The following is a 12,893-nucleotide window of genomic DNA, read 5'->3' on the forward strand; positions in this document are numbered from 1 at the left end:
CCTACGATCATAAGGAGTGGATTAATATTCACTTGACGGCTTACTATTAAAACTCCAATATATGGTCTGAACGAATTGCACGATCAGGTCTACTGCGGCCGATGATGCTATGGTACGCTTCAGCCCACGTTGTTCAACCAATTGCTAACTTCAATGAACAAGGTGGCCATAATGGCTGCCAATGCTATGGGTACGAGAAAGCTGCGTCCAAAATATAAAACAATAGTGCTCAGGATAGTAAACAGTAGAATATAAACAACGTATGTTAAATTTCGCATAACTAGAATTTTTACTTAAAAACAAAAAAGCGTTTAAACTGTTATAAAATAAAAAACAAAAGCCATGTATTATTTAGTTTGTTACGATTTGGAGACGGCTGTTGCGGTGGACGATGATATTGATCCTACAAACTTGAATAGTAAGCACTGTCCTCATTTAAAAAAATTTTTGCAAAAGGTTGGAAAGAAGCCAATCAGCAAAATTGACCACAATTATCCAAGTTACCGTGCTGTTTTAGATAATTATCATATTATTGGAGAAGGAAAACGTTATTCTCACTAAGAATTAGCATCTTATTTTTGAAGAAGACGTATTTACCCTATTATGAAATTTATTTTCCTAAAAAATATATTTTTTGATTTTTATCTAGCTTTTCCTTCTTTTTGGCATAAATATTGAAAATTAATAGGTACCAAGAAAGCTCCTATTCATCAAGGGCTTCCATGTTTCGGGAAATTATTTACAGTACATATATATATTCTTTTTATCTAATGAAAAACTATGAAAAAACGGGTATAGTTTTAAGAAAACTATCCCTAAGCGAGGCACGTGAGTTTTGCCATTTACATTCTTTCCCGCAGCAGTATGGTACTTACTATCAAGATTTATACGAAAATGATGAATCGCCGGAAGAATTTACAAAGCGCTTGTTATGGCTAGCAAAGTGTGTGTATACCATTCGTTTGAAATCAGCACCTGATAAAATTATCGGGTCTTGTATGATTTACAAAGGAGGAAAGAACAGGAAAGATATGTATGTGGGTGGAACCTTACTTCCGGAATATAGAAACAAGGGTTTAATGGTGGAGGCCTTCAATCAGATGTTAGAGATGGCTAAATACTTTTATGGAGTCAATGAAGTAAAGATTTTACTTAATTCTATAAATGACCAGGTTATTCAGATCATGGATAAATTGGGCTTTATGATGGATAAGAGTAGTAATGCCAATATTTACAGTAAAATATTACAGCAATATATTCCGAGAAGAACGACCAATTTACTTTATTAATGGTTTACGTATATTTAATCGGACTTAAAATCAAGTCCGATTAATTTTTTCTACCTAATCTATCACTATCGCAGTACACATGCCGGTTTTCAGAACCATTACTTTGTTAAGGGTACACTGATATTGTAAGAAACCGTTCGGTCAAAGCAGATACTTCTTTCGAACGGTTCCGGGCAGGTACTAAAGAGTGCAAACCAACGATAAAATCGCTAAATCTAATTTTGTATGAACTCTTTATGCAGACGATAAAATATCAGACTTAAATTGTCTTTCGCCCCAGTTTTTGTGATGAGGTTTTGACGTAAATCTTCGATGTTGCGTTTTGTGGTAAATAAACGGTAAGCAATTTCTTTATTGGCGTAGCCGCATACCATTAAATCAAGCACCTCCTTTTCTTTGTCAGATAGCGCGAGATCGGTGTTCAGCGTACTAATATGATCTTCAAAGTCGCTTAGTTTATTAAAAAGTCGTACCGTTAGGCTTGGATCAACGTATTTTTTACCTTGCAAAACATAGCGGATTGCAAATAAAAGTTCTTCTTTTTGAACCGATTGCGTAATGTAGGCGTGCGCCCCCGCATGCATTGCTCGGATCGCAGGCTGTAAACCATGGTCGTTGTCTAAAATTATAATCTTTAAATTACCGGATCCTTTCAACTTAGCTATCAATTCCTTGTCGATAGAATAGTTAAGATCATTACCCCAAATCAGTACGTCGACATCCGTTAGATGCTCTTTTAAGGTTTCTAGACAGTTATTGGTGTAATTGACATCTATATTGTCCTGTTGTAATATAGCTCGGATACCATCTCGACGTATAGGATTATTGTCCGCAATCGCTAACTTGGTTTTCATAATTGAGAATTAGATAATTAACCACTAAACTTTTCTGCGCAATTCACGTCGCAGTTATGCAATCTGACTGCCAACAAAGGTCGTGATTAAAGGAAACATCAATTACGTATAAATACCCAAAATTAGCTTCGGTAAATACGGTAATATACATTATTTCAGGATACCATTTTGATAAGCGTACTTTATTAATGCAGCAGTATTTCTTACACCTGTTTTTTCAATAAGACTTTGGCGGTATCCTTCTACTGTCCGTTTACTTGTAAACAAGCGTTCTGCGATTTCCTGATTCGTAAATCCATCAGCTGTGAGGGCCAAAACTTCCATTTCACGGTTATTTATTTGTAAATCAGTAGCATTTGCACTGGCTGATGAAGGGACTACTTTCATAGCTTGTCGCAAAAGTTTAAAACTAATTTCCGCGCAAATATAGGGTTCACCCTGGGCGGCAAACCGAATCGCGAACAAGAGTTCATCACGGCTTACGTTTTTGATCAAATATGCTGTTGCACCAGCCTCAAAGGCTTGGGAAACATATTTTTCATGATCCATCATTGAGAGAACGATGATATGAATACCTGGATAAAGATTTTTAATATGCTTAGTTAAGGTTATACCATCGGTATCCGGCATATTGATATCCATAACGATCGCATCCACCGTTTGTCGCTCGTCGAGGAGGAAAAGCAGCTCTTCTTGTTGATCCGTTTCGCCAACAACGGTAATATCCGATTCAATTTCCAATAAGGTCCTAATGCCTTGTCTTACAATATGGTGGTCGTCAACTAGAATAATGTTAATCATGATATCTCATTTGGTTAATGGCCAATCGCTTATTGATTCACGATAATGTGACAGCTATTTAATAAAGTGTTTTATCATGCCTACGTGTTAATATCCTATCTGTATTTTTGTCTATTTATGTGGTACGTCTAATAGATAATAGGGCTTGGCTTGATCTTCATTTCTAAGTATTGGCAAAGCCACATTGAAGACCCGGACACCGCCCGAAGTCACACCGTCGAGCTGGCCGGCATGAGCGTGGCCGTGAAAGGCAGCATAGACCTTTCTCCTATGTAAAGGGTCTGCTAGTCTCGAAGAGCCTAAAAAAGGAAAAATTTGCTCAGGTTCTCCAATTACGGTTTCCTTAATAGGTGAATAATGTAATAAAGCGATTTTGAGAATATTAGGATTGTCTTGCTCCAATCTAGCAAGTGCACGATCCAGCTGCAACGATTCATTTACGGCCTCTTGAACAAAAGATTTCATAGACTCTTCACCAAACATAGATAGCATATATTCGTCAAAGCCACCACCAAAGCCCTTTACACCCGCAAAACCAATATTATCAATAACAATACCTTCGCCATCTAGAATGACCATATTACTGTCTTGCAGAATCTGACGAATTAATTTATGTCTACCTTTTTCGTAATCGTGATTTCCCAATACACCTATAACCGGTATATTGCATGATTTTAATTCAGCAGCCAAAACGGTCGCCTCATCTTCATCTCCTGTATCGGTAAGATCGCCACAAATTAGCAGTACGTCAGCTTTGTTAGCTATTTCCTCGAAACAATCTGCCCAGCGGCCTTTATCACTCACTCGAATGTGAATATCTGCTAGCGCAGCTATTGTGGTTTTAACTTTCTTTCCCATCATTAAATTGTTGTAATTGTAGATGACTTATAATTCCATTCTTTGATATCCACCTCATATTGCGTTTGATCAATCAAAGGACCTCTACATACCTTCTCAACGGGAGGCGGTAGCTCGTATTGCTCTTTCGCTCGCTCTATGAGTTCATCAAAAAGCCATTTAGGTACTATGTGCCGATAGTCGGCCGGATAAACGAATTGAAAAGTTATTAATTGCGCTAGTAAAATGTGCCAATGTTGATCTAGGCGATTTAAAAGATGCTTCCAATCAATATGCTTTCCATATCGTAAAAAGGTATGATTGATATCAGCACTGTCGTTTCTTTCTCGATTCCTAACATACATTTTACACCAAATCAGCTCTTCAGCGGGAATAAATTTGACTGGTACACCAACAAATTCGCCGGTACTCGCACGTACGTACCAGCTGTCGTCTACCGTACAAATGTTATTAACGGTATCGAAAATAATATCTATAAAATAATCTCCCTTAAAGACTTTGGCTAGCCACCTCGCATCGGTCAATTCGGTTCGATAACCATTCAAGGCGAAATGCTTCAGGATTTTTGGATATTCACTGCTTTTACAGAAAATATCGAGATCCTTTGTATTTCTAAAAATACCGGTATAATGAAACATGGCAAAGGCGCCACCTAGCATGTACGGACTACCGCTATCATTTAAAAGTTTTAATGCTTCTTTAAAAAATGCATTGGAAATATCTTTTTGCTCCTGTGTTTCTATCATAAGTTTAGCATTCTATAAGGTTATAACAGCATCTCCGCCTTTTTTGTTCTTTTTCCGTATTGAATATACTTCACTCATGAATAACGAGATTAAAAGGAGTTTTCCTGAACCTCCTAATCTGCTATAGCTTTCAAACCTTAACCGAATCTATTTGTTTGACAACACAATAAGGTAATATTCAAACTATTATGTCTGGAAGAAAAAAAGTATTAATACCATTGAATTTCTCAGTAAAAACCTTTTATGTTCTGCAGTTTGTATTAAAGAAAGCGAATCTCTTCGATTGGTCGGTATTCATTATTTTGTCGTTCGAAAATGACAAATCTGAGAATAAAGAGGATATTGATCAAAAGCTTGAACACTTAATGAGGCAGGCGAAAAACGATTTTCCGCTTGTCCACATTAGGGGAGAGGCAATACAAGGTGACATCTTGCAGTTCCTTTTGGATTTAAACAGAAGCGAACACTTTGATCTCATTGTGTCCGGACAGTATGCAGATATTTTACATTATGCGTCGCGCGACCTTACTGAGGGATTAGTAGAGCAGTGCTATACGCCTGTATTGGTACTTCCCGAAAGCCAGCACTTGCCAAATCTTCGTCATGTTGGCGTGATGACGAGTTTTCATGAAAACGAAATAGAAAGCATTAAACTAGTTGAACAGTTATTTGATGGGAAACTAGATATAACGGTATTTCATGTGGCAAATGAGGAAAAAAAAGAGTTGGCATACGAACGAATGCGTGAATGGGAGCTTGACATTAGGGGAAATATCGAGAAGGTTGATATTCACTTTTTAGTAGTAGAAGCAGATACCGTCCTTGAAGGAGTTAAACGGGCGATAAATGAAGAGGATATAGATGTATTAGTTGTGACTTCAATTGCCAAGACCTTTGTGAAAAAGATATTGTCTAAAAATCTTTTTAAGGAACTTACGCAAGTTCAGGTAATACGACCAACATTATTCGTAAAATGTGACTAAGTCAAAATTATATAGCTATGCCCTCCACTGTTATAGATTCCGTTCATTACAATGCAGACACCGAAGTTCTTCAAATCGTTTTCACTACTGGCTTGCTGTATCTTTATTACAATGTTCCACCCATAATTTATGAGGAACTGATCCACGCCCGTTCGAAAGGTGCTTTTTTCAATAAAAAGATACGGGGAAACTATCCATTTAAAAAAAGAGAATCACAAATTTGAACATAATTAAAACAGGATATTACAGCCATAGCGCGCTCAAAGGATTAAAACAGAATACATAGCATGACTACATTTTTTGTCGCTGTTCTACTTGGAATAATTTATGTGCTATATGTGTGATTACCTTAATAAAAAAAAATGGCTATAAGAAAAGACAAGCGCTTATCCCCTTTAAAAAACAAAGCCTCTAAAAAGAGGGAAGAAGAGGACAAGCCCGATTTATCCTATGAAGCGGGAGTAGATCCACAGAAGGACCAGATAAATGAGGTTCCAAAAAATACAGAAGACTGGCAGAATGCAAATGATGAGGACAAACTAGGGGAGAAAAATAAAAGTTAACGGATACAAACCGATACGAAACTATTCTACAATTTCCTGCCTTTTTCATTAATAATAAGTGCCTCCTTTTCAATTGCAGGTTGCTTAATTCTGCCAGGCTTTTTGTCTGGGTTCTTTTTCTGTAGCATACCGTTCCGTTCGTCTGTCCCACCATTGTTCAGTTGCTGATTACGTTCATTTTTCTTTTTCCGATCCATATAATAGTCATTTTATCTTTCTAAACTTATAGCAAACGCCGTTCCGCTACCCTCACAATTGACCAATCGCATCTCATCTTCCGGCCTGGTTTTATAGATGTACTAATAAATGGATAAGTTGTTTATTTATCCGGAATTCTTTCAATCTCCAACGCGTCTTATTGTTAGTAATCTTCTAATAGATTTTATTTTTTTATTCATTTCAGTAAAAAAATATGCTTGGCTCGGTTTTTTAGCAATGGAAGTAAAGTTTAGTTGAATTTATAATATATCCTTATGAAAAAGTTATTGTTTACAGCTGCAGTAGCAGCATTTATTTTTATTGGATGCGGTAATCGTCAAGGCGATACAAACGATGGTATGGGAGCTGGGGATGGAACAGATACATTACAAGAACCCATGCATCCCAATGATACTTCAGGAATGGCAGCACCGGTTGATACCGCAATGGATACAACATCGATGCCTTAATTAACAATGAACCAACAAGAAAGGAAAACCCATATAATGGCACTTTCTTGTTTTCTATTAACCTTAATGAGAAAAGTAATGAGCAGTTCTAATCAAAATGTACAAGATCCGCAAAAAAAACACCCGGTACCGCCCTTCCCTCAACAAGAGCAGGAGGCACCCGGAGTTGAGCGGGAAATGGAGCCAAAGGCTGACCATGGAGAAGAAAGTTATCGAGGGACAGGTAAGTTGAAAGGAAAGAAAGCCATTATTACAGGAGGCGATTCGGGTATTGGAAAAGCAGCTGCAATCGCCTTTGCACGCGAGGGCGCTGATGTTCTCATCAGCTATTTGGCAGATGTTGAAGATGAAGATGCGAAGGACACCGCCCGATGGGTGCAAGAAGCAGGAACCAAAGCGCTCCTCGTAAAAGGTGACATAGGCGAGGCCTCCCATTGTCGATCGCTAGTTGAACAGGCGATTACCGAATTTGGACAAGTAGATATTCTTGTGAACAATGCCGCATTTCAAATGGGACGAGAAAGCTTACAGGATATACCGGAAGGAGAATGGGAACACACCTTCGCGACAAATATTCATAGTATGTATTATTTATGCAAGGCAGCGGAACCTTACATGAAAAAGGGCGCAAGTATTATTAACACCACTTCTGTAAATGCCTATTCTCCCACACCCATATTATTAGCATATGCAGCTACAAAAGGCGCGATCCAAAACTTCACGTCGAACCTAGCACAATTATTTCTAGAGCAAAAGAAGGGTATACGAGTCAATGCAGTTGCCCCGGGTCCTGTATGGACGCCTTTAATTCCTTCTACGATGCCTAATGCGGATAAGTTCGGTGAAAATACGCCAATGGGACGTCCGGCCCAACCTGCTGAAATGGCTCCGATTTACGTTTTTTTGGCGTCTGACGAAAGCAGCTATATCTCGGGGGCAACGATACCTGCTACCGGTGGACGAGTTACTATTTAGTATAGACAGATTTTAAATTTATTTCTTCTTAACAATGTACCAAGAGCAATTGTGGTGGCGTCATGGCATTATATATCAGATTTATCCTCGTTCGTTTAAAGATAGTAACGGGGATGGTATAGGCGATTTAAAAGGGATTATCCAACAGTTAGATTACCTAGAATGGTTAGGAATTAGAGCGGTATGGCTGTCACCAATTTATCCTTCGCCGATGGCTGATTTTGGCTACGATATATCAGATTATAAACAGATTCATCCTATATTCGGCGAGATGCACGATTTGGAATCACTCCTTGATGAACTTCATAGGAGAAACATGAAGTTGATATTGGATCTAGTGCCTAATCACACATCCAGCCAACATCCCTGGTTTATCGAGTCCAAGTCATCAAAAGATTCACCAAAGCGTTCTTGGTATATTTGGGAAGATGCCAAACCAGATGGCTCGGCTCCTAATAATTGGCTTAGCGTATTCGGTGGAAGCGCTTGGGAGTGGGATGAAGATACACAGCAATATTATTATCATGCATTTTTAAAAGAACAACCAGACCTTAATTGGCGAAACGAAGATGTTCAAAAAGCGATGTTGGAGGTAATGCAATTTTGGTTGGAAAAAGGCGTTGACGGGTTCCGCGTTGATGTTATGTGGCATTTAATTAAAGACAAACAACTTCGGGATAATCCGCTCAATCCTGATTTTCAAGAAAGGGATGCTAATTATAATCGTCTGCTCCCCGTATATTCTACCGATCAGCCGGAAGTGCATGAGTTAGTTGGACAAATGCGTGCGCTACTCGAACAGTATCAGGAGAAAGTGTTGATCGGTGAAATATACCTGCCAATCCAACGGCTAGTTACCTACTATGGAATTAATTCGAGTGGTGCGCATTTGCCTTTTAACTTCCAATTACTCACATTGCCGTGGGATGCCCAACAAATTGCTGTTGCCATTGATGAATACGAGGGGGCAATTCCGGAAAATGGTTGGCCCAATTGGGTTCTAAGCAATCACGATAAGCCGCGTATAGCTAGTCGTATCGGAGGCCAACAGGCAAGGGTTGCTGCATTTTTACTACTTACACTAAGGGGAACGCCAACAATTTACTATGGAGACGAGATTGGCATGTACGATGTTCCTATACCAAGCGATGAAGTGCAAGATCCCCAAGGACTAAATATGCCCGGTAAAAATTTAAGCCGGGATCCCGCCAGAACCCCCATGCAATGGAACAATGGTGAATTCGCCGGTTTTTCAACAGTTAAACCATGGCTTCGAGTCGACAAGCGTTTTAAACGGGAGAATGTAGAGATTCAGAAAGATAATCCTTATAGTATGCTTACCTTGTACCGGAAGCTTATCAAGCTGAGGAATGAAGAGCCGACATTGCAATACGGCAACTATGTTCCTATATTTAGCGATCAGCAGTTGATTATTTATAAACGAGCGCTCGAAGGATATCCTACCTTTCTTATCGCATTGAATTTAACGCCAAGACCCGCTTATTTTAAACAACAAGGCAAGACCGTTTTAAAAGGCGAGGTAATTTTAGCAACAACACCCGAGACTGAGGGTCTATCACTTGAAGAAGAAATCTATGTAGGTGGGGATGAAGCACTGGTTATTCGATTAGAAAAAAACAAAACCGTTTCTGCACCTGTTCTTAATACATGAAAGACCTATGCTCTCAACATTGGTTAAAAGAAGCTGTCATCTATTCGTTGGACGTTCGAAGCTTTAAAGATGCTGACCACAACGGATTAGGTGATATTCAAGGGCTTATATCTAAATTGGATTATCTTCAATATTTAGGTATCAATTGTATTTGGCTAGTACCTTTTTATAGCTCAGACGAAAAGGATGGGGGATATGATGTGGTTAATTACTATACAGTTGATACTCGGTTAGGAACACTGCAGGACTTTGAAGTACTGGTAAAATCGGCCGCAAAAAGAAATATTAAAATAATTATCGACTTGGTAGTTAATCATACAAGCAATCGACATCCTTGGTTCCTTGAAGCAATATCCGATAGAGGCAGCAGATTTCACGATTTTTATATATGGAAGGATGAGAAACCGGAAAATGACAAGGAAGATTTGGTATTCAAGACTGTCGAAGAAAGCAATTGGGAATATAATCACCAGGTGAATCGTTATTACTACCATACTTTTTATCACTTTCAACCCGATTTGAACGTGTCAAATCCCGCAGTTCAGGAAGAGATTCTTCGAATTTTAAACTTCTGGATGCAGTTTGGCATTTTTGGTTTTCGCATTGACGCCGTTCCACACATACTTAAAAACAAAGGCGACGAGCGTTTTGAAGGAAACCCCTATGACGTTCTAGATCGATGGAAGGAAGCTGTTCTTAAAATCAATAAAGACGCGATTCTTATTGGAGAGGCGGATGTTGAACCGGAAGACTATCCCCGTTTTTTTAACAAAGGGAAAAAACTTGATGGATTATTTAATTTCTTCCTGAATAACTATCTGTTTCTCGCTCTTGCAGAACACTGTGCTAAACCGCTAATAAACGCTTTTAAACGCTTACCCTTCTCAAATGGCCACGGTCAGTATCTGAACTTTCTTCGAAACCATGATGAATTGGATTTGGAACGATTAACAAACGATGAACGAGCCCGCGTTATGGAAGTTTTTGCACCCTGTCCATTTATGCGAATCTATGATAGGGGCATTAGAAGAAGATTGCCTCCTATGTTGAACAACAATCGAATGCATATTTGTTTAAGTATGAATCTTCTATTAACACTCCCTGGAAGCCCTGTAATTCGTTATGGTGAAGAAATCGGAATGGGAGATGATTTGGACTTGCAGGAACGACAAAGCGTGCGAACAGCTATGCAATGGGACGATACATTCAATGGTGGTTTTTCTTCCGTTTCACCACCCGAGCTTAAGTGGACAGTGATTGATGGAGGAGTTTATGGATATCAAAACATCAATGTTTCCAAAGAAATGGATGACGAATTTTCAATATTATGTCAAACAAAAAAAATAATCGCCTCTCGAAAGGAGTATAAGCTGGCTTTTTGCAGTTCGTTTCAAATCTTAAAGAATGATCATCCGCAAATATTCATTTATCGATATGATCTCAATGACTATGGAATACTTATCATTAATAACTTTTCGTATACAAATGCAGACGTGGAAATAGATCTAACGAAAGAAAAACCGGTGCTAACCTGTGTGTTGGGCAGCCCCTTATCAATGAAAGAATCTGCCGGAAAAATAAATCTCATACTCTCTCCTTACAGTTACCTTTGGTATAAGCTGTCTAAACTGGAATAGCAATTGTTTACCTATTATTAAATATATTTTTAAACAAATAAATTTTATACCTATGAGCACATCGAATCAAACAAGCAATCACAATGAAATAAAGCAATGGGCAAAAGAACGGGGTGGTGTCCCGGCCAGAGTAAAAGGAACAGGAAATGGCGAAGATGCAGGTATTTTAAGAATCCATTTTCCTGAACATAGTGAGCATAATGACGACCTGGAGGAAATAAGCTGGGAAGATTTCTTTGAAGAATTTGAAGAAAATAAACTGGATTTTCTTTTTCAGGAAAAAAAATCAGATGGCGAACAGAGTACTTTTCACAAATTCATTCAGCGAAAATAAAGGAGATGGCAACAACAGCAAAGCGAAAACCGGAAACGAAGAAGAAAGCGCTCGAAGAACCTACGTTGGAAATCGAAAAAAAAAGGCAAGCTCCCGGAAAAAAAGATCTTTCCAAATCATATAATGCCTTTAAGCAATATGGCGGCAAGCAATATACAGGAATGGCAATCGGCAGAAGTCACCATTGGGAATATGACCAGGGTGACTGGAAAGAAACAAAGATTACACCGGACCTTTGGGAGATTTTTTATGCAGTAACTAAGCGACGGAAGGGACATGCGCCAAAAGGGTCGGGTGTTCCGGTAGGAACGGAATACCATTGGTATATTTTGGCTCATCAAAACGTAAAAAAGTTAAATGCGAACGACTATTCCACGGAGATGTCCGGTTTAAAATTTAAGCTTGCTCATAAACGTGCAGATAGCGATAAGTGGAGTACTAAGGCACCCACCCAACGTAAGCACCTCGTTAAATTTCTTAAAGAAATCATTGCCCAGCTAGAAAGCGACCCTATTCCATTAACCTTCGATTACGAAGGAGTGCATTACGAAGGCGAGGGAATACCAATAACCGAAACATGTCATGAAGGCGTGTGTTACGAGTTATCCATTACCTTAAATGATAAAAATTTGGGCATTATCCGTTGCGCCAAAAGCGGTTGGAAAATGGACGGAGTTGAAAAAGGGCTTGTGAAAGCGATAGGAAATCAAATCTTTTTATATTTCGAATGAACGAGATCTCATGGCAAAAAGGAAAGGAGTAGCGTATATTGGGACCTCTGGGTGGCACTACAAACATTGGAAAGGGCCGTTTTATCCCGAAGGACTAAAAGAATCGGAACAATTAACATACTTCGTAACGAAAATTCCGACGGTAGAGCTCAATAATTCCTTTTATAGACTACCTTCTTCCGAAACGTTCAGCAATTGGTATCGCGCGGTGCCGGCGCATTTTAAATTTGCAGTAAAAGGAAGCCGATTTATAACACACTTAAAAAAACTGAAAGTACAAAAAGAGGTTGTTGACGAGTTTATTGAGCATGCGGGACACCTTAAAGACAAATTAGGGCCAATACTTTTTCAATTACCTCCAAAATGGAATATTAATGAGCAGCGGCTGATCGATTTTCTGAAACTTTTACCGAAAGATCATCGCTTTACCTTTGAATTTAGGGACGGGTCTTGGTATGAGGATCGAATTTATCATATACTTGAAAAAGCGAATTGTGCCTTTTGCATCTATGAATTAGCTGGTCATCAATCACCAATTATTGTGACTGCCGACTTTGTTTATATCCGATTGCATGGCCCGGGCGCTAAGTATCAGGGCAATTATACCGACGAACAGTTGCGCAAATGGGTTGATCGATGCCAAGAATGGCAAAACGAGGGTAGAGATGTTTATGTATATTTCGACAACGACCAATCGGGCTTTGCTGCATTAAATGCCCAAAGCATGCAAAAAATGCTTACCGAATAACTTGCCATCCAAGAATCGTATGCGGTATGACGAG

At 38.9% G+C, this 12,893-nt stretch carries 18 protein-coding genes; 12 read left to right on the forward strand and 6 right to left on the reverse strand.

Going from position 1 to position 12,893, the window contains the following annotated elements; genetic code table 11:
• Positions 1 to 119: 119 nt before the first annotated feature.
• Positions 120 to 278, reverse strand: coding sequence for a hypothetical protein (locus E0E36_RS27730; RefSeq protein ID WP_165446957.1), 159 nt, complete (start codon positions 276 to 278; stop codon positions 120 to 122).
• A gap of 64 nt (positions 279 to 342) precedes the next feature.
• Between E0E36_RS27730 and E0E36_RS10450 the strand changes: the two genes are divergently transcribed.
• Positions 343 to 561, forward strand: coding sequence for a hypothetical protein (locus E0E36_RS10450; protein WP_013667072.1), 219 nt, complete (start codon positions 343 to 345; stop codon positions 559 to 561).
• A gap of 209 nt (positions 562 to 770) precedes the next feature.
• Positions 771 to 1,289, forward strand: a complete 519-nt coding sequence (locus E0E36_RS10455) for a GNAT family N-acetyltransferase (protein WP_013667070.1) — start codon at positions 771 to 773, stop codon at positions 1,287 to 1,289.
• Between the two features lie 215 nt (positions 1,290 to 1,504).
• Here E0E36_RS10455 and E0E36_RS10460 read toward each other — a convergent pair whose 3' ends face one another.
• The 4 genes from E0E36_RS10460 to E0E36_RS10475 all read right to left on the reverse strand — a co-directional run bounded on the left by E0E36_RS10460 (position 1,505) and on the right by E0E36_RS10475 (position 4,548).
• The gene (locus tag E0E36_RS10460; RefSeq protein ID WP_013667069.1) at positions 1,505 to 2,143 is read right to left on the reverse strand and encodes a response regulator transcription factor; all 639 of its coding nucleotides are present in this window, start codon (positions 2,141 to 2,143) and stop codon (positions 1,505 to 1,507) included.
• Positions 2,144 to 2,293: 150 nt separating this feature from the next.
• Positions 2,294 to 2,944, reverse strand: a complete 651-nt coding sequence (locus E0E36_RS10465; RefSeq protein WP_130855892.1) for a response regulator transcription factor — start codon at positions 2,942 to 2,944, stop codon at positions 2,294 to 2,296.
• 111 nt (positions 2,945 to 3,055) lie between these two features.
• Positions 3,056 to 3,805, reverse strand: a complete 750-nt coding sequence (locus E0E36_RS10470) for a metallophosphoesterase family protein (RefSeq protein WP_130855893.1) — start codon at positions 3,803 to 3,805, stop codon at positions 3,056 to 3,058.
• The gene (locus E0E36_RS10475; RefSeq protein ID WP_130855894.1) at positions 3,805 to 4,548 is read right to left on the reverse strand and encodes a nucleotidyltransferase; all 744 of its coding nucleotides are present in this window, start codon (positions 4,546 to 4,548) and stop codon (positions 3,805 to 3,807) included. The genes E0E36_RS10470 and E0E36_RS10475 overlap by 1 nt, the downstream gene beginning before the upstream one ends.
• Positions 4,549 to 4,736: 188 nt before the next feature.
• On the opposite strand from E0E36_RS10475, the gene E0E36_RS10480 reads away from it, so the two are divergent.
• From E0E36_RS10480 to E0E36_RS10490, 3 genes are all read left to right on the forward strand, one after another.
• Positions 4,737 to 5,531: a hypothetical protein gene (locus E0E36_RS10480; RefSeq protein ID WP_130855895.1), complete on the forward strand. Its 795-nt coding sequence runs from the start codon at positions 4,737 to 4,739 to the stop codon at positions 5,529 to 5,531.
• Positions 5,532 to 5,548: 17 nt separating this feature from the next.
• Positions 5,549 to 5,755, forward strand: a complete 207-nt coding sequence (locus tag E0E36_RS10485; protein ID WP_013667064.1) for a KTSC domain-containing protein — start codon at positions 5,549 to 5,551, stop codon at positions 5,753 to 5,755.
• Positions 5,756 to 5,893: 138 nt separating this feature from the next.
• A complete protein-coding gene (locus E0E36_RS10490) occupies positions 5,894 to 6,094 on the forward strand; it encodes a hypothetical protein (protein WP_013667063.1) in 201 nt (66 codons plus the stop codon).
• 26 nt (positions 6,095 to 6,120) lie between these two features.
• Here E0E36_RS10490 and E0E36_RS27735 read toward each other — a convergent pair whose 3' ends face one another.
• Complete coding sequence (locus E0E36_RS27735; protein WP_165446958.1) at positions 6,121 to 6,291, reverse strand: hypothetical protein; 171 nt, start codon at positions 6,289 to 6,291, stop codon at positions 6,121 to 6,123.
• Positions 6,292 to 6,567: 276 nt separating this feature from the next.
• On the opposite strand from E0E36_RS27735, the gene E0E36_RS10495 reads away from it, so the two are divergent.
• From E0E36_RS10495 to E0E36_RS10525, 7 genes are all read left to right on the forward strand, one after another.
• Complete coding sequence (locus E0E36_RS10495; RefSeq protein ID WP_130855896.1) at positions 6,568 to 6,762, forward strand: hypothetical protein; 195 nt, start codon at positions 6,568 to 6,570, stop codon at positions 6,760 to 6,762.
• A gap of 78 nt (positions 6,763 to 6,840) precedes the next feature.
• The gene (locus E0E36_RS10500; protein ID WP_130855897.1) at positions 6,841 to 7,737 is read left to right on the forward strand and encodes an SDR family oxidoreductase; all 897 of its coding nucleotides are present in this window, start codon (positions 6,841 to 6,843) and stop codon (positions 7,735 to 7,737) included.
• A gap of 34 nt (positions 7,738 to 7,771) precedes the next feature.
• Positions 7,772 to 9,409 carry an alpha-amylase family glycosyl hydrolase gene (locus E0E36_RS10505; RefSeq protein ID WP_013667059.1) on the forward strand — a complete coding sequence of 546 codons (1,638 nt, stop codon included), beginning with the start codon at positions 7,772 to 7,774 and terminating at the stop codon, positions 9,407 to 9,409.
• Positions 9,406 to 11,046 (forward strand): alpha-amylase family protein, encoded by a 1,641-nt coding sequence (locus tag E0E36_RS10510; protein WP_130855898.1) that lies wholly within the window; start codon positions 9,406 to 9,408, stop codon positions 11,044 to 11,046. The genes E0E36_RS10505 and E0E36_RS10510 overlap by 4 nt, the downstream gene beginning before the upstream one ends.
• Positions 11,047 to 11,098: 52 nt before the next feature.
• Positions 11,099 to 11,380 (forward strand): hypothetical protein, encoded by a 282-nt coding sequence (locus E0E36_RS10515; protein ID WP_013667057.1) that lies wholly within the window; start codon positions 11,099 to 11,101, stop codon positions 11,378 to 11,380.
• Positions 11,381 to 11,385: 5 nt separating this feature from the next.
• Positions 11,386 to 12,111: a hypothetical protein gene (locus tag E0E36_RS10520; RefSeq protein ID WP_130855899.1), complete on the forward strand. Its 726-nt coding sequence runs from the start codon at positions 11,386 to 11,388 to the stop codon at positions 12,109 to 12,111.
• 10 nt (positions 12,112 to 12,121) lie between these two features.
• Complete coding sequence (locus E0E36_RS10525; RefSeq protein WP_130855900.1) at positions 12,122 to 12,859, forward strand: DUF72 domain-containing protein; 738 nt, start codon at positions 12,122 to 12,124, stop codon at positions 12,857 to 12,859.
• The last annotated feature ends 34 nt before the right edge of the window (positions 12,860 to 12,893 follow it).

Origin of the sequence: Olivibacter jilunii, assembly GCF_900607235.1 — a bacterium.
In the GTDB taxonomy this organism is placed as follows: domain Bacteria; phylum Bacteroidota; class Bacteroidia; order Sphingobacteriales; family Sphingobacteriaceae; genus Olivibacter; species Olivibacter oleidegradans.